Annotated in this window: 8 protein-coding genes and 1 riboswitch; of the genes, 2 read left to right on the forward strand and 6 right to left on the reverse strand. The window is 66.3% G+C overall.

Annotated elements, in window-relative coordinates:
- Window positions 1-11 precede the first annotated feature (11 nt).
- Window positions 12-2765 carry a methionine synthase gene (gene metH / locus N4T19_RS15895; RefSeq protein ID WP_182344210.1) on the reverse strand — a complete coding sequence of 918 codons (2754 nt, stop codon included), beginning with the start codon at window positions 2763-2765 and terminating at the stop codon, window positions 12-14.
- Between the two features lie 35 nt (window positions 2766-2800).
- Window positions 2801-2913: riboswitch (S-adenosyl-L-homocysteine riboswitch) on the reverse strand.
- 225 nt (window positions 2914-3138) lie between these two features.
- Between metH and gltS the strand changes: the two genes are divergently transcribed.
- Window positions 3139-4377, forward strand: coding sequence for a sodium/glutamate symporter (gene gltS, locus N4T19_RS15900; RefSeq protein ID WP_182344212.1), 1239 nt, complete (start codon window positions 3139-3141; stop codon window positions 4375-4377).
- 65 nt (window positions 4378-4442) lie between these two features.
- Here the strand turns inward: gltS and N4T19_RS15905 are convergent, their stop codons facing one another.
- Window positions 4443-4898 (reverse strand): PACE efflux transporter, encoded by a 456-nt coding sequence (locus N4T19_RS15905; RefSeq protein WP_021025337.1) that lies wholly within the window; start codon window positions 4896-4898, stop codon window positions 4443-4445.
- Window positions 4899-4966: 68 nt separating this feature from the next.
- Here N4T19_RS15905 and N4T19_RS15910 point away from each other — a divergent pair, with 68 nt between their 5' ends.
- Window positions 4967-5905, forward strand: coding sequence for a LysR family transcriptional regulator (locus N4T19_RS15910; protein WP_116927466.1), 939 nt, complete (start codon window positions 4967-4969; stop codon window positions 5903-5905).
- Here the strand turns inward: N4T19_RS15910 and N4T19_RS15915 are convergent.
- The 4 genes from N4T19_RS15915 to N4T19_RS15930 all read right to left on the reverse strand — a co-directional run bounded on the left by N4T19_RS15915 (window position 5902) and on the right by N4T19_RS15930 (window position 17889).
- Window positions 5902-9270, reverse strand: coding sequence for a mechanosensitive ion channel domain-containing protein (locus N4T19_RS15915; protein ID WP_116927497.1), 3369 nt, complete (start codon window positions 9268-9270; stop codon window positions 5902-5904). The two genes, N4T19_RS15910 and N4T19_RS15915, sit on opposite strands and share 4 nt — an antisense overlap.
- Before the next feature lie 135 nt (window positions 9271-9405).
- Window positions 9406-14907 carry a DNA repair ATPase gene (locus tag N4T19_RS15920; protein WP_260718500.1) on the reverse strand — a complete coding sequence of 1834 codons (5502 nt, stop codon included), beginning with the start codon at window positions 14905-14907 and terminating at the stop codon, window positions 9406-9408.
- 129 nt (window positions 14908-15036) lie between these two features.
- A complete protein-coding gene (locus N4T19_RS15925; RefSeq protein ID WP_116927464.1) occupies window positions 15037-17127 on the reverse strand; it encodes a flotillin family protein in 2091 nt (696 codons plus the stop codon).
- Window positions 17128-17205: 78 nt separating this feature from the next.
- Window positions 17206-17889 (reverse strand): ubiquinone biosynthesis protein UbiH, encoded by a 684-nt coding sequence (locus N4T19_RS15930; protein ID WP_116927463.1) that lies wholly within the window; start codon window positions 17887-17889, stop codon window positions 17206-17208.
- Window positions 17890-17972 lie beyond the last annotated feature (83 nt).

Genomic DNA, 17972 nt, shown 5'->3' on the forward strand with positions numbered 1-17972 from the left:
AAGGATTGTATTTACGCCAGATTCGGCGCCAGCGCGCGGCGCAGGACCTCGATGTCCATGCCCCGGCGCTGGGCCATATCGGCCAGCTGGTCCTCGCCGATTTCGCCGACATTGAAGTAGACGGCTTCGGGGTAGCCCAGGTAGAAGCCACTGACGCTGGAGGCGGGGAACATGGCCAGGCTCTCGGTGAGGTGCATGCCGATATCGGCGGCATCCAGCGCCTTGAACAGGTCGATCTTGGCGGTGTGGTCCGGGCAGGCGGGGTAGCCGGGGGCGGGGCGCACGCCCTGGTATTTTTCCTTGATGAGTTCCTCGTTGCTCAGCTGCTCATCGGCGGCATAGCCCCACAGGTCTTGGCGCACGCGCAGGTGCAGGCATTCGGCAAAGGCTTCGGCCAGGCGGTCGGCCAGGGCCTTGAACATGATGCCGCTGTAGTCGTCCAGTGCGGCTTCAAATTCCTTGTCCTTTTTCTCGGCGCCAATGCCAGCCGTGACGGCAAACAGGCCGGCGTAGTCGCCGATGCCCGATTCCTTGGGGGCCACAAAGTCGGCCAGGCAGCGGCTGGGGCGCATCACGTTGTCCACCGCCTGCTTCTCGGTTTGCTGGCGCATGCCGTACCAGGTCAGCAGCTCGGTGCTGCGCGACTCGTCGGTGTAGAACACGATGTCGTCGCCCACGCGGTTGGCGGGGAACAGGCCCATCACGCCATTGGCCTGCAGCCAGCGGCCTTCGATGATCTTCTTGAGCATGGCCTGGGCATCGGCCAGCACCTTGCGCGCCTCCACACCGACCACCTCATCGTCGAGGATGGCGGGGTACGGGCCGGCCAGGTCCCAGGTCTGGAAGAATGGACCCCAGTCGATGTACTGGGCGATCTCGGCCAGGTCAAAGTTCTTGAACACGCGGCGGCCCAGCACGCGGGGCGTGACGGGCGGGTGCGCGGCAAAATCCACCGGGGTGGCATTGGCGCGGGCCTGGGCCAAGGTCCACAGCGGCGTTTTCTTCTTGTTGGCGTGCTGGGTGCGCACCTTGTCGTAGTCGGCCTCCACCTCTTGCAGGTAGCGGTCCTTGTTCTCACCCAGCAGGCTCTGGGCCACGCTCACGCTGCGCGAAGCATCGGGCACGTAAAGCACCGGGCCTTCGTACTTGGGCGCAATCTTCACCGCCGTGTGCACGCGCGAGCAGGTGGCGCCGCCAATCAGCAGCGGAATTTTCTTGATGCGGAAATAGTCGTCCTTGTGCATCTCGCCGGCCACATACTGCATCTCTTCGAGGCTGGGCGTGATCAGGCCCGACAGGCCAATGATGTCCGCGCCCTCGGCCTTGGCACGGGCCAGGATCTCGTGGCAGGGCACCATCACGCCCATATTGATGACCTCGAAGTTATTGCACTGCAGCACCACGGTGACGATGTTCTTGCCGATGTCATGCACATCGCCCTTGACGGTGGCGATGACGATCTTGCCCTTGCTCGACACGTCCATGCCCGCCGCTTCCTGCTGGCGCTTTTCCTCTTCGATATAGGGCACCAGGTGGGCCACGGCCTGCTTCATCACGCGGGCCGACTTGACCACCTGGGGCAGGAACATCTTGCCGGCGCCAAACAGGTCGCCGACGATGTTCATGCCGTCCATCAGCGGCCCTTCGATCACATGCAGCGGGCGCCCGCCGCCTTGCACGACGATGGCCTGGTAGGCCTCTTCGGTGTCTTCGGTGATGAAGTCGGTGATGCCATGCACCAGCGCATGCGACAGGCGCTCATTCACCGTCTTGGGGCTGTCGGGCGTGCCGCGCCATTCGAGCTTCTTGCTGTCGTCCTTGGCACCGCTCTTGGCGCTGTCGGCCACTTCGACCAGGCGCTCGCCGGCGTCGGGGCGGCGGTTGAGCACCACGTCTTCGACGCGCTCGCGCAGCACCGGCTCGAGGTCGTCATAGACGCCGACCATGCCGGCGTTGACGATGCCCATGTCCATGCCCGCCTGGATTGCGTGGTACAGGAACACCGTGTGGATCGCCTCGCGCACCGGGTCGTTGCCGCGGAACGAGAACGACACGTTCGATACGCCGCCGCTCACCTTGGCGCCGGGCAGGTTCTGCTTGATCCAGCGCGTCGCCTCGATGAAGTCCACGCCGTAGTTGTTGTGCTCTTCGATGCCGGTGGCCACGGCAAAGATGTTGGGGTCGAAGATGATGTCCTCGGGCGGGAAACCGACCTCGTCAACCAGGATGCGGTAGGCGCGCTCGCAGATCTCGATCTTGCGCTCGTAGGTATCGGCCTGGCCTTTTTCGTCAAAGGCCATGACCACGGCGGCGGCGCCATAGCGCTTGACCAGGCGCGCATGCGCTTTGAACTCGTCCACGCCCTCTTTCATCGAGATGGAGTTGACGATGCCCTTGCCCTGGATGCAGCGCAGCCCCGCCTCGATCACCTCCCATTTGGAGCTGTCGACCATGATGGGCACGCGGGCGATATCGGGCTCGGAGGCGATCAGGTTCAGAAAACGCACCATCGCGGCCTTGCTGTCGAGCATGGCCTCGTCCATGTTCACATCGATCACCTGGGCGCCGTTTTCCACCTGCTGGCGCGCAACGGCCAGCGCCTCTTCGTACTGCTCGTTCAGGATCAGGCGCGCAAAGGCCTTGGAGCCCGTCACGTTGGTGCGTTCACCGACGTTGACAAACAGGCTGTCCTCGCCAACAAACACGGGCTCCAGGCCCGACAGGCGCATGGGAGGAACGGAAACGGGGGCAGCAGACGCGGACATGGGGCTCACCTGTGAAAACCAGAAAACAGAGACAGAACAGGTGAGCGCCGTTGATGCGGGCCATGCGCGGCATGCCCGTCGACCTGCCCCAAGCCTGACAGGCCTGCGATGGGGGTACCACCGGCCTGCTGCAGCGCTCCTTGGAACAAGGCCCTGCATTTTAAGCCAGGCCGGGCGCCAAAGCACAGGCAGAGGGGCTTGTCCATAGCCAAAAACACCATTCACCATTGTTGGTTATAGCCCTATTCAATCAGACGATGCTTCGGCATTCACCCATATTGCAGCGCTTTGCCGGCAAACAACGCCAACCCATAGGCAACACCGGCTTTCTGTTTTCAAACAGGTCCAGACCTGCACTTTGAGGAGAATTCCCTTGCATCTGAGTTTCAGTGCTTACTACACCCTGATCTTTGCCGTCCTCGTGCTCTTGCTGGGCAAGTGGCTGACGCGGCACATCCGCTTCCTGCGCGACTTCAACATCCCCGAGCCCGTTTCCGGCGGCCTGGTGGTGGCCGCCCTTATCTTTGCGCTGCACCAGGCCACCGGCCTGACCCTGGCCTTTGCCACCGGCATGCAGACCAGCTTCATGCTGGTGTTCTTCTCGTCGATCGGGCTGAGCGCCAACTTTGCCAAGCTGCGCGAAGGCGGCATGGGCCTGGTGGTGTTTCTGGGCGTCATCGTCGCCTTTATCTTTGTGCAAAACGGTGTCGGCGTGGGCCTGGCCACCTTGCTGGGGCTGGATCCGCTCATTGGCCTGGTCGCGGGCTCGATCACCTTGCTGGGCGGCCACGGCACCGCTGGCGCCTGGGGCTCGGTGCTGGAGAACCAATACGGCCTGAGCGGCGCCACCGCGCTGGGCATTGCCTGCGCCACCTTTGGCCTGGTCATCGGCGGCCTGCTGGGCGGCCCTCTGGCCAAGCGCCTGATCACGCGCCACCAGCTGGCCCAGCCACGCACGCTGGCTGAAAAGGAAGTGAGTGAGCACACCCCAGGCAACGACAGCAGCCAGGTCGCCAATTTCGAGACGCCCAACACCGCCCCGCGCCTGATCACCGCCGAGGCCGCCATCGAGACCCTGGCGCTGTTTGCCGGCTGCCTGGCCTTTGCCGAGTTCATGACCAGCGCCACCCAGGGCACGATGCTGCAGCTGCCCACCTTTGTCTGGGCCCTGGGCGGCGGCGTGGTGATCCGCAATGTGCTCGACTACGGCTTTGGCTTCAAAGTGTTTGACCGCGCCATCGATGTTTTTGGCAACGCCGGCCTGTCGATCTACCTGGCCATTGCGCTGCTGTCGCTCAAGCTCTGGGAGCTGGCCGATCTGGCCGGGCCGCTGATGCTCATCCTGGCGGTGCAGACCGTGGCGCTGGCGCTGTTTGCCGTCTTCATCACCTTCCGCACGATGGGTCGCAACTACGACGCCGCCGTGCTGGCCGCCGGCCACTGCGGCTTTGGCATGGGCGCCACGCCCACGGCTGTGGCCAATATGCAGGCCATCACCAGCCAGTATGGGCCCTCGCACAAGGCCTTCCTGATCGTGCCGCTGGTAGGTGCGTTCTTTATCGACATCATCAATGCCTTTGTGCTGCAGCTGATGATTGCCTGGTTGCGCTAAAGCACAGCCATTAACAGCAACGGGGCGCCAGTGATAACACGGCGCCCCGTTGCGTTTTCAGACCCCTACTGTGCCGATTGCGGCAGGCCAAACAGGCGGTCAAACGACCAGTTGAAGACAAAGGTGTAGACCAGGAAGAACAGCAGCAGGCCGATGTCCATCACCAGCGCATCCCAGAGGCTGACCTCGAACCACCAGGCAAACAGCGGCACGAGCATGAAGACGAGACCGCCTTCCATGCCCAGCGCATGCGCAATGCGGCGGCCCAGCCCGCGCCCACGGGTGGGTTGGGTAGCTTCCCAGCGCTCGAACAAATGGTTCCAGACCACGTTCCACAGAATCGCGATGGCCGACGAGGCGGCGGCTACGACACCGGAGTGCGCAGCGCCCTGGCCCGACAGAGCCGACAGGCCTGCCGTGGCGGCCACGATGGCGATGGCCTCGTACAGGGCCACATAGACCACGCGCCGCATCGGCCCCTGCAGCGACCAAGGGCTGTTGTGTATTTTTTGAACTGACATGGGGCGCTATCTTATGTGTCATGAACTGATAACATAAGTCAGAATCTTTCAGAAAAATTGATACATCAATGCGCAGTGCCTTCGCCCCCTTTGACTCGGACACGATCCAGACCCTGTTGGCCGTGCTCGACCATGGCAGCTTCTCGGCCGCAGCCCGGGCGCTGGGCAAGGTGCCCTCGGCCGTCAGCATGCAGATCGCCCAGCTCGAGGCCGAGCTGCAGATGCCGCTGTTTGCCCGCGAAGGGCGCGAGCCCCGACCGCTGCCCGCCGCATTGGCGCTGGAGCCGCAGGCGCGCCTGCTGGCCGCGCAGCTGCAGCAGCTCAACGCCCATGCGCTGGCGCTGGAGCAAGGGCTGGAATCGCGGCTGAGCCTGGTGATGGCGCCGGAGCTGCTCTCAGCCCCCTGGGCTGCGCCACTGGCCGCGCTGGCGCAGGAGTACCCGCAGCTGGCCGTCGAGGTGCTCACGGCCCCCCAGGCCGATGCGCTGACCATGCTGCACAGCGGCCGCGCGCAGCTGGCACTGGTCTTTGAGCGGCCGAGCCTGGACGGCCGCGAAGGTTTTCAGGAAGTGGCGACCGAGACCTTGCTGGCCGTCATCGCCCCCAGCCACCCGCTGATGCAGGCGCTGGTCCAGGCGCCTGCGCCCGGCGAGGCCGCCCGGCCCCAGCTGCGCGAGCACCACCTGACCAATACGCGCCAGATCATCGTTGCCAGCCGCGACTGGTCGCTGGACCATGAGCGCCTGGTCTACGCCCGCGATGTCTGGCGCACCGACAACCATGTGGCTGCCTTGCAGATGGTCAGCGCCGGCATTGGCTGGGGCTGGCTGCCCCAGCCGCTGGTGGCACCGCTGCTGCAGTCGGGCGCTCTGGTGGCGATGGAGTTTGCCAACCTCAGCAATGGCGCCCAGCTCTATGTGGATGTGGTCTGGTCCAAGGAGCACCCGATGGGCCTGGCCGCCAAGCGCTTTGTGGCGCTGGTGCAGGCAGCCTCCCAAACACCTTAAGCGCCCGGGGCTTCTTGCGGCGCAGCGGGGGCGGGCGGCAGGTCGCGCACATGGATGTCCATCTGCGGGAAGGCCACCGCAATGCCGGCTGCCTTCAGCCGCGCGTTGATGCTGCGGTTGAGGTCGTTGCGCACCGGCAGGCGGTCGTCCACCGCACCCACATAGACGCGCAGCTCGAACTTCTGGCCCTGGCCTTCGAGCGCCATGAACCAGCAGTTGGCCTCGGGCTCGCGCAGCACCTTGGGGTGCTCGGCCGCAATGGCCAGCAGCATGCGCTGCACCTCGCCCGGGTCGCTGCCGTGCGCAACCGAGACATCGATGATCAGGCGCGTCACATCGTCGCTCAAGGTCCAGTTGGTCACCTGGCCGGTGATGAAGGTCTTGTTCGGGATGACGATTTCCTGGTTGTCGAAATCCAGCACCGTGGTGGCGCGCGTGCGGATGCGGGTGACGGTGCCGGTGTGCTGGTTGATGGTGATCACATCGCCGACCCGGAAGGGCCGCTCGACCAGCAGAATCAGGCCCGAGACAAAGTTGGCAAAAATCTCCTGCAGGCCAAAACCCAGACCCACGGTCAGCGCGGCGGCCATCCACTGCAGCTGGCTCCAGCGCAGCCCCAGCAAGGACAGCGCGCTGACCGTGCCGGCAATCGTGATGCCGTAGCGCGCCAGGGTCGCCATCGTGTAGCGGTCCGAGCTGCTGACCCGGCGCGTGCCGGAGAACACCACCTCGACCAGGCCGGGCAGGTTGCGCGTCAGGCTGAAGGTCATCAGCAAGATCAGCGCACCCACCAGCAGGTCCATCAGGCTCACCGGCGCGGGGCGCGCAATGCCACTGGCCTCGGTATTGGTGGTGTACCACAGCACCACGCCCTCAAAGCGCAGCAGCGCTGGCAGCACCGGCGACCAGGCGTACACCAGGCTCAGCGCCACCAGCACCCGCTGCAGCAGGCCCAGCAGGCGGTGTGCCTGCGTGCTGACGGTGACCAGCGCCATCTGGCTTTGCTCATCGGCGGCATTGTTGTTGGCCGGGGCGGGGCTGCCAGTGGCGGCATCGGCAGCCGCTGCCGCATTGGCCGCCTGGCGCTGCAGCGCAGCGGCGCGCAGGCGGTTGAGCGCCAGGCGGCGCTCGCCCAGCAGCAGCCAGCGCCGCAGCAGGCTGACCAGCACCTCGGCCGCCGCCAGGAACACAAAGCTGCTCAGCAACGCCTGGATCACCTCGGTGGCGGTGTAGACATAGCCCAGCCCGATGCCCACCAGGGTCACGGCCAGCACCAGCAGCACGGCCACGCTCACCACCTGGCTCCAGCGCAGGCCCGGGCGCTGCTTGCGCAGGCTTTGACGCAGGTAGCGCAAGGCCATCCAGCCCAGGCCCAGGGTCAGCACCAGCAGGCACATGCGGCCCCAGGTGCTGATCGCCGAATCATCGTGGCTGAAGAAGGCCAGGCCGCCCAGCAGATCGATGGGCACGATCAGCCAGGTGGCGCGCAGCACCATCTGGCGCAGCACCTGCACGCGCTCGCGCGGCCAGCCAAAATGCGCCACCGCCAGCCCGCAGGGGCGGAACAGCACGTTGAGCAGGGTCACGACAAAGACAAAGGCACTCAGCTGCTCGAGCGCCTGGCCCAGCGGCTCGAGCGCCACCGGCGCTGCCGTCGATTGCAGCAAGGTGCCCAGGGCGGCCGTGGCAAAGCTCCAGGGCAGCGCATACAGCAGGCTCCAGCCCAGCGCCATCAAGGTCAGGCCAAAGTGGTCCTGCGAGAAATTGTCCACCTGCGTGGCAATCGCCTGCAGCTTTTGCAAGGCATAGCGGCGCAGGCCCAGCAGCAGCAGCACGCCGGCAAAGATACCGGCATAGATCCAGAGGTTGCGCAGCATGCTCGCGCCCAGCGCCCGCGCGGTGTTCCAGGGCGAGGCGCTCGCGCCCTGCTCCAGGGGCGCACCGTCCGAGCTGCGCAGCACCGAGCGCCATTCGTCCAGCCAGGCGCCGCCCATCGCCAGATGGCTGGGGAACCACAGCAGCTCCTTGTCCATCACCTGGCGCAGCGCGTTGCCGCTGTTCAAGGTCGATTGCAGCGCCGCATCGGTCTGCTCCAGCACCGCAATGCGCCGCAGCAGCAAGGGCTGGAGCTGGTCAATCAGCGCGGCCTGCTTGGTCCACAAGGCTGTGCTCTGGGCACTGCCGCGCGTAGTCATGCCCGAGTTGCCGCCACCCGTGGCCGTGCCGTTGAGGCTGAAGCGCCGCTCGCTGGCATTGAACAGCGCCAGCCGCAGCTCGGCCAGCTGCCGCAACGTGGCCTTGCGGCGCGACTGGATGGTGTTGACGGTGGGCAGCGCCACGCGCTGCTTCCACAGCCACTGGCCCACCGAGGCGCTGCCGCCCAGGCGCAGGCGCGCCTGCGTGTCGCGCAAGGCCGAGGCCAGCTGGCTTTGGCGGTATTCGTCGCTGGCCAGGTCCTGGCGCTCTTTGACCAGGCGGTCGTTGTGCGCCAGGATCTGGGCGGCCAGCGCGCTGTTTTGCTGCGCCAGCTCGCGCACGGCGGCCGAGGCCTCGGCCGTGTCGTTCTCGGCCGCCTGCGTTTGCTGCACCTGCTGCTCGAGCTGCTGGCGGGCGCGGTCGGCAATGCGCTGGTTGAGCCAAGCCACGCGCGGCGTGCGCTCGAGCAGCTCGCGGCGCTGGGTCTGCAGTTGCACATCGAGCAGGCGCTGGCGGGTCTCGATCGTCGATTGCTCTTCCTGGCGCAGTGCCAGCTCCTGCGTGGCGCGGCGGTGCTCGGCGCTGCGGCGCTGCTGGCGCGCCTGGGTCAGCGCCTTCGACTCTCCCGGCTCGGCCGTCACCGGCGTCGCGGTCTCCTGCACGCGCTGCTGCAGGCTGGCCAGGTCGCTGCGGCCATTGCCGGGCTGGGCCACCAGGTTGGCCTGTTCGGCCGCCGATTTCTCGATGCCGGCCTTGAGCGCGGCAATCGCCTCGCGCTCGTCGGTCAGTAGCTTTTCCAGCACTTCCTGGCTGGCATTGGCGGGTACACGCTCTTCCCAGCGCGTCTGTATCTGGCCCAGCTCCTGGTCACTCAGCGGTGCGGGGGGCGCGCCCGCGGGGGTCTGCACGCGGCTGCGCAGGCGCTCGAGCGACTGGGTCAGCGCATCGGCCTCCTGCTCGGCCGTGGTGGTGGCCTCGCGCTGCGCCTGGATGGCGCGCTCTTCATCGCTGCTGCTCGATGAACTGCCCCCCAGGCCCGCCAGCGAGGTCAGCGACTGTGCCGTCGCTGCCGAGGGCAGCAGGCATGCGCACAGCAGCAGCCACAGGGCCGGCAACCACCAGCGTGGCAGACCCTGGCGGGCAGAGAAAGAGAGGGGGGAGGCTCGCATCGGCACAGTGTATCGGTATGCGCCCTCCCCGGAGGCTAGGACAAGGGCGCTGCTTGCACCTGATAACAATGCTTTCAACGTCCCTGGCGGTGGCCGCGGCGGTAGTGGCTGCAGTTGCCAGGGACGCTGGGATGCTCAGCGCGGTGGCCGGCTATCCTGCATGCGGTCAAAGGCCTTGTCGATATCGTCGGCCTGCAAGGTGGCCTGCAGCGGCTGGCGGCCGGCGCGCTGCTGGTCGATCTGCTCTTGCATGCGGGTGGCGACCTGCATCAGCACGCGGTGCAGCCCCAGCTGCTGGCGCCGGCTCTGGTCCAGGTGCTCGACCACCGGCTGCAGCGACTGCAGCACCAGCTGGCCCAGCTGCTGCACGGCCAGGTCCAGCGGCGGTGCATCAGCGTGGCGCGCGGGCTGCGGCGCCGGCGCGCTGTCCAGCACCGCCTGGCGAATGCCGTCGAGCGACTGGCCCACGGCCGTTTGCGCCTGGCCCCACTGCGCCAGCATGCGCTGCAGGCCCTCTTGCGCGGCGCTGTCACCCTGGTGGCGGTCCTGCTGTGCCTGGGCCATCGCACGCGTAGCGGCGACCAGGTCGACCAGCTGGGTCGTCACGCGGGTGGCCGCATCGGCATTGGCGCCACCTGCGGCCTGCTGGCGCTGGAACTGGGCCTTGATCTCGGCCCAGCGCGCCTGGGCCTGCGCATCGGCGCTGCCGCGCAGCTCGGCGAGCTTGAGCAGGTTCTCCTCGGCGCCGCCGGTCAGCATCTGCGCCTCGCCCTGGTAATGGTCGCTCAGCATCTGCGCCATCTCGGCATCGTTCATCACCGGGGTGATCTTCTCGGCGAGCTTGTTCATGTTGCGGTAGCTGCCCTGCAGCTTGAAAGGCGGCTCCGTGCGGTAGCTGTCGTCCTGCGCGGCGCTGTGGATGTACTGCTGGTTGACCTTAAACACCAGCTCGCGCACCTGCAGCATGCGCTGGAGCACCGCCTCCATCTCGCGCAGCTCGGCGGCCGCATAGTCGTGCGACAGCGCATTGGCCGACACCTCCTTGCCCTGCACCCGGTCGAGCAGCAGGTACAGATCCTGCAGGCTGCGCGTGGCCATCGGCGCGAGCACCGCGTTCGAGGTCATGCTGTTTTCGATATAGCTGAGCTTGAAGACCTCATCCATGCCGCCCAGCACATCGCCCAGGTTGTAGATGTCGGCGCGGTTGGCCAGCATGTCGGGGATCTTGAAGACCTCGCCCGACTCGGTATAGGGGTTGCCGGACATGACCACGCAAAAGCGCTTGCCGCGCATGTCATGGGTCTTGGTCTGGCCCCTCCACACCCCTTCGATGCGGCGCGTGCCATCGGACAGCGAGATGAACTTCTGCAAGAACTCCGGATGCGTGTGCTGGATATCGTCGATATACAGCATCACGTTGTTGGCCATCTCCAGCGCGAGGTTGAGCTTTTCGAGCTCCTTGGCCGCCGTCGCATCGGGCGCCTGGGCCGGGTCGAGCGAGCGCACCGAGTGGCCCAGCGCCGGGCCGTTGATCTTCATGAAGATGAGACCCAGGCGGTTGGCCACGTACTCCATCAAGGTGGTCTTGCCGTAGCCGGGCGGCGAGATCATCATCAGCAGGCCCATCTGGTCGGTGCGCTTGTTCTCGCCCACGACGCCGATCTGCTTGGCCAGGTTGTCGCCAATCACCGGCAGGTAGATCTCGTTGATGAGCCGGTTGCGCACAAAGGACGACAGCGGCCGGGCCTTGAACTCCTCGAGCCGGAAGCGCGCGCGGTACTCGCCCAGCAGCTGCTGGCGCAGCGCCTGGTAGCGCTCCCACTGCGGCAGGTAGCGGCGGTAGTGGCGCGCCGCACGCGTGGTCAGCTCGTCGAGCTGGATGGACATGCGGCCGGCATCCACCCGGCCATGCTGGCCCAGCAGGCCCAGCACCTCGCAGCGCAGATCCACATTGCTGACCTGGTGCGGCAGCTCGCTCTGGCAGACCAGCCAGGCGGCCGCTTCGCTGCAGTAAGGCAGCCAGGCGGCACGCTCGGCCTCGGGGGCGGCCTGGGCCACTGTCTGCAGCCAGTGCAGCGCGCTACGCCAGCGCTGGGCCAGCGGTGCGGCGCCGCGCTCGCGGCTGGCCTGGCCCGCCTCGCCGCCCGCCCAGTAGCGCTGCAGATCGGCCCAGTGCAGTCCTTCCTTGGGGCCGGCCTTGAGCGCCTGCTGCAAGGCGGCCACCACCGCCTGGCTGGCGCCCGAGAAATGGAAGCGCAGCGCCTTGTGCGCCAGCTCGGCCTGCAGGTAATCGGCGGCGGCGCGCAGCAGGTTGTCGGCCTCGCTGTCCCACTCTCCCGCATCGGGCGCTGCCGCTGCCAGCAAGGGGCTGGCCGGGTCGGCGCGCAGCAGCGCATCGAGCAGGCCCTGGTCCTGCGCAAAGGCGCGCAGCTGGGCCATGATGTCGGTCTGCAGCGCCAGGCGCTCGGCCTCGCTACCCAACAGCTGCTGCATGGCCTGGGCCTGCTGCGCGCGCTCGGGCCAGCGTGCAATGCTGCTGGCCAGCTGGGGCTGCTGGATATGGGCCTGCTGGCTCCAGAACAAGAGCGCCAGGCTGCGTGCCTGCGGCGCATGGCGCAGCACCCCGGCGCCATCGGCCAGCGGCACCAGCGCCTGCAAGATGGCGGCCGCATCATGGTCGTGGATGCCGCGCTCATAGCCGTCGCGGTAGCGCGGCGCAGAAAACTCGCGGATCGCCTGGGTCAGCGCCTCGCCATCGGGCAGGAGCTGGCGCAGGCGGTCCTGGCTCCAGCCTTCGCGCCCGGCACGCACGGACTGCACCACCTCCAGCGCCAGGTACTCGCCCCGGTACATCTCGGCCGATTCGGCCGGCGACGAGGCATCCCAGTAGGCCTGCAGGCCGGCCAGCTCGGCATTGTCCACCGGCTCGAAGTACTCGGTGCCCACCAGGTGCAGGTAGAGCTGGCCGTCGCGCGGCAGCAAGGTCAGGTCCAGATCCTGGTTGCCCACCGAGAAACGGTGGCGGCCCAGGCGGATCAGCTTGCCATCGCCCTCGTACAGGTCGGTTCGGTCCTGCAGCGCGCGGAAGGCCTGGTCGCGCAGCGACTTGATGCGGCTGTCGATGTCATCGGCCTTGACGGGGTCCTGCAACTCGCCGCGCAGGCGCCCGGCCAATTCCTTGAGCTTGGCAATGAGCGGGTCGCCGGCAAAGAACGCGTGCAGTGCCTCTGGGCTGGCGATCTTTTCGGTGCGCTTGGGCAGGCCTTGCACAATGCGCAGCGCGGCATCGAGCACGCCCTGGGCGCGGCGCTGGCGCTCGTCCTGCAAGGACTGCTTGCGCGCCTCGAAAGTCTCCAGCACCTCTTCGCGCTTGGCGATGATGTCCGAGAGAAACTGCGCATGCTCGCCAAACTGGCTCTCGATGTCTTCGAGCTGCACCAGGAGGCGCGCGAGCTGCTCATCGCATTTCTCGGGCGTCTGGGCCAGGTTCAGGCCGCTGACGATGCTTTGCGAGAACAGCGCCAGCTGCGCGGCAAACTGGGCCAGGTTCTCGGCGCTGCCCAGGCCGGATTTGCGCTGCTCGGCGCGCGCGCGCACCTGGTTCAAGCGGGCGTAGATGGACGAGATGCGGTCCACCACCGCCGTGCGCTGGGTGGCGTCGTCAATCTTGAGGCTGCCCATCAGCTCGGACAGCAGATCGAGCGCGGCCGACATCTGGGCCATCTGCGCCAGCGGCTCGGCCAGCTGCACCACCGTGGTCGCTGCCTGGGCCTGCTGGTCCAGCGCCTGCAGCTGCTCCACATAGGGCTGCATGGCCGCGTCGGTGGCGATAAAGCCGGCCGTGCGCTGCGAGACTTCAGCCTGGGCCTCCTCGGCCGTCTGCACCATGGCCTCGATCGCTGCGGCATCCACATAGCGCAGCTCGCGCGTGGCCAGCAGCTGGCCGCGCAATGCGGCCAGATCGGTCAGCGCCCCCACATAGGCATCGATGCTGTCGCCGTCGGACAGGCGAATCTGCTTGAGCAGCTGCGCATGGCGGCTGCTGACCTCGCCCATGGCCTTGGCCGAGGCCTGGCGGATGCTCTCGACCTTTTCGTACTCGTCGAGCACCGCGTCGCCGGTGGCGACAATGCCCAAAAGGTTCTCATGCAGCGCCTGCATGCCCGGGCTGCTGAGCCAGTGGTAGCGCTCAAAGAGGCGCCGCGCCGTGTCGATCAGCCGCTCATAGCGCGGCAGCGAGACCTCGGTGGCGGCAATCTCCTTGCGCACGCTGTACAGGTCGGAGATGCCGCTGACCAGCTCGGCATTGCCGATGCGGCCCAGCACGCTGTCCTTTTGCGGCTGGCGCGCGGCATAGTCGTCCGACGCAAAGGGCGTGCGCCACAGCTGCATCGGGTGCACGCGCGAGGCCTCATTGCTCTCGGCAGCAAAGATGACAATGCGGCCATCGTCCATGCGCGCATAGCCGTGGCCGATCAGGGGCGGCTGCAGCGCCCGCTCGATCAGGTTGTACTTGAACAGCGCCATGCGCCCGCTCTCGGGCTCGTAGAACACATAGAGCACATCCTCGCCATTGGGCGAGCGGATGCTGCGGCGGTAGCGCATGCCCTGCATGTTCTGCTCGAAGGCGCGGTGTTCGCCGTTTTGCAGATAGTAGCCACCGGGGAAGATGATGCCGTGGTCCTGGGGCAGCTGGATGCAGGCCGCGCCAATCGCATCCATGCGCAGCACCTGGCGCGACAAGGTGTTGTAGACCAGGTAACGCCACTGGTCCTCACGGTAGGGCAGGATCTTGAGCAACACCAGGCTGCCGACGGCCGCGTATTCAAACACCGCGTCATCGAGCGACTGGTTCTTCTCCTGCACCGGCTCGCGGTAGATGCCCAGGCCGTCATTGGTGTTGTTCTCGACCTTGATCGTCAGGTCGCCGTCAAGCGTCTCGACAAACACCTTGTCCAAGATATTGATGTGCGGGTGGCGGCCCTGCACCAGGTGCTCGCGGCCGACGCGCTGCCACTCAAAATCATGGGGGGCAGGCAGCTCGATGTCGCGCTCGCCCCGGTTGTCGATGTAACGGATCTGCTGGCCATCGGGCGAGACCGACCAGCGGAACACCCGCACATCGCCCAGGCGCTCGCCGATCTGGAAGCTGGCCAGCAGCTTGCCATCCCGCACCGCCAGCTGCATCAGCTTGGTGTGCTTGTAGTAGGCGTAGAGCTCCTGGAAATCCTGCACAAAGCTCTGGATGCCCAGGAAGCTGTCCTTGAGCTCGACCGGCGTGACTTCGTAGCCCTGCTCGCCCTCGTGCAGGCGGTAGAGCGCAAACACATCCTCGATGCGCGTCTCCTGCTTGAGGCCCATGAACACGTTGTAGCCAAACAGCAAAAAGCCGCCGACCTGGGCGATGTCGCGGCCCAGGCAGTTGTTTTCGGTGCGCACCCGCATGCGGGCGATGACCTCCATCTGGCTGCGGCCAAACTCCTCCAGCCGCGCTTCGTTGAGTTCGCGCGCCAGCGTCTCCAGCGCCTGGCCCTGGGCATCGAGCCGCTTGGCCAGCACTTCATAGGAGCCGCCGCTGGCGACGGCGTCGTCAACGGCAGAGCGGTCCGGTGGGTGGTTGGTGGGGATAGTGGACATGGCTAGAGCGGCAGAGAATGCGGTGGGGCAAGGCCGGCCAGCACGGGTGCTGGGGCCTGCGATGGGAGTGGCCCGCCCAGCGGCGCACAGGGCGCCGCCGGGCCAGGCGGGCTAGGCCAAGGCCTGGACTCAGGATTCGGCCGCCGATGGCGGCAGGCTCTTCTTGTCCTGGCCGCCGCCCAGCAGGTTGCTCAGTGCATCCGTGGGCAGGCCCTTGCCGCCGATGAACTTTTGCAGCAGCTCCTGCACGATGGGGCTCTTGGCCGAGACACCCTCGACCGCCTTGCCCACCGACAGCGCCTTGGCAAAGTTGTTGAAGAAGTCGCCACCGCCGCCGACGATGTCGATATTGGCCTTGGACAGCGCGGCCGACAGCACCTCGGCCTGCTCCTGCGCCACGGTCTTGTTCGCCTCGATCGCAGCCAGCGCCTGCTCGAAGTTCTTCTCCAGCTGCATGCGGAACTCTTCGTGCGAGCGGGCCTGGTCGGACAGCGACGCGAGCGCCGTGAACTTTTCGGTCAGACCCTTGGCCTCGGCAAACAGCTTGTCGCGCAGCACATCGGCTTCGGACTGGCCGACATCGCGGGTCACCACTGCCTTGGTGTTGCCCACCTGGGCTTCACCACGGGCCTGTGCCATCAGACGCTCTTCGAGCACCTTGGCATCGGCCAGGCCCAGCTTTTCGTTGGCATCGGCCTGCGCCTCGATCACGCGCACTTCGGCCAGGCCCTTTTCCTCTTCGCCGCGCGCCTGGGCGATCAGCTTTTCGGCAATGATCTTGGCCTGCACCATGCCCTCGCGCTCAATGGCCGCTGCCGTCACTTCGCGCACCTTGGCGTCCGCCAGGCCCGGCGCTGCGCGCTCGACCTCGATGGCCTCGGCCATCTTCTTCTTGGCTTCGGCGGTCTTGCCGGCCGCTTCCAGCTCGGCCTGGGCCAAGGTGGTCACCTCGACGGCCTTGTGGCGCGATGCCGACTCGTCGGCCTCGGCCTTCTTGACCTGGCGCACCATGTCTTCTTCGGCCTGGGCCTGGGCGGTCAGCACGGTGACCTGCTTCATGCGCTCGGCCTCGGACACCACGCGCACTTCCTTGATGCGCTCCTCTTCCTGGGCCACGCCCTTTTCCACCACCACGCGCTCGCGGATCACATTGGCGATATTGGCCTTCTCGACCTCGATGGCCTTTTCCTTCTCGATGCGCTGCAGCTCCACCTCGCGCTGGCGCGAGACCACTTCCAGGTCCTTGGCGCGGGTGACCTTTTCAATCTCGATCACCACCGCGCGCTCGCGGTTCTGCTGGGCCACCGCCACTTCGCGCTGGCGGTTTTCCTCGCGGATGTCGAGCTGCTCCTGCGTCTGGATACGGGCCTGCTCGGCCTTGAGGCGCTCTTCTTCCTGCACCTTCTGGGTCTCGGCCTGCTCGCGCGCCTGGATGGTGGCGATCTCGCGCTTCTGGCGCGCCTCGGCATCAGCCTGCTGGCGCTCGAGCGCCAGCATCGCTTCCTTGGTCTCGACGTTCTTCTTGGTCACGGCCAGCTCGGCATTGCGCTCGAGCTCGTTGGTGACGATGTTCTGGTTGGCCGTCAGCTCGGTGATCTTGCGAATCCCTTCGGCGTCCAGGATGTTGTTCGGGTCCAGCGAGGCCTTGGAGGTCTGCTCCAGGTAGTCGATGGCCACGTCTTCGAGCACATAGCCGTTCAGGTCATTGCCGATCACATGGATGATCTGGTCGCGGAAATCCTGGCGGTTCTCGAACAGTTTGACAAAGTCGATCTGCTTGCCCACGGTCTTCAAGGCCTCGGAGAACTTGGCATTGAACAGCTCATTGACGGCACCCTTCTCCGATGCACGCTCCACACCGATGGCCTTGGCCACCTTGAGCACGTCGGCGGCGGTCTCGTTGACGCGCAGGTAGAAGGCCACGGTGATGTCGGCACGCATGTTGTCGCGGCAGATCAGGCCTTCCTTGCCACGGCGGTCAATCTCCAAGGTGATCAGCGAGATGCGCATGAACTCCTTCTTGTGGATTACCGGCAGCACCATGCCGCCGGTGAACTTCACCTTGGGCTGCGAGGTCGTGTCATTGATGATCAAGGCCGTGCCCTGGGGCACCTTGATGTAGAAGGCCTTGACCAGCGCAAACAGGCCCAGGATGACGATGAAGACCGTGCCGATCACCACCCCCGCGACGATGTACCACTCCAGATTTCCCCAATTCATGCGTAGCTCCCTATCAGTATCAATTTCTAAAAAAATGCGATGCGGGCCCGCCGCGCCGGCGCTGGCGAGCCGCTCCTGTCAAACAGGTGGGTGCAAACCCGGTATCTCGCTGCCGTCGAACTCGGCCTTGCTGACCACGCGCCAGGCGTTGTGCGCAGGCAGGTGCTCGATCAGCACGATCTCGGTGCCGCGCGGCAGATCGCGCTCGGGCGAGCGCATCTGCACATTGAGCCCGCCGCCGCCGTCATCGACGCTACCGTAACCTTGCGTGGCGTTGACGACGCCGCTGCGCACCAGGCCTGTGCGGCCCAGCAGCACCTGCGGGGTTTCGGGCGGCGCAATGCGCGCCACCAGGCCGCGCAGCGGCCGCAGCACCACCACGGTGGCGGCAAAGCCCAGCACCAACGCGGCCAGCGCCAGCGCGCTGCCGATGATGAGGTTGACCAGGGTCCAGCCCTCGGGCATCGGCACCAGATGGCACAGCACATAGGAGGCCAGCCAGGACAGCAGCAGCAACACCGTCAGGATGACGGTGGCCGGAATGCCGCCCAGGCCCACCTTGAGCAGCAGGCCGGCGAGCGCGCTGACCGAATGCTCCACGCCATGGGCATGGTCGCTGCCATCGAACAGCAGCCATTGGTCCAGTGAATCGGTCTCCACCAGGCCCACCAGCGCGATCAGCCAGTACAGCAGCATGCACAGCAGCAATGCGCCGAAGATGAAGGTCGGAAAGCCCAGCGCATAGTGCAGAAAGGTCGACATGGCAGTCCCTCTTCTCGGTGTGCGGTAGCGGGCGTGGCGCCGGCTCCTCACTTGTTGTGTGTCTGGTCGGGCCCGCCAGGGGC

The organism is Comamonas squillarum, assembly GCF_025309455.1.
GTDB classification, from domain to species: Bacteria; Pseudomonadota; Gammaproteobacteria; order Burkholderiales; family Burkholderiaceae_C; genus Comamonas; species Comamonas squillarum.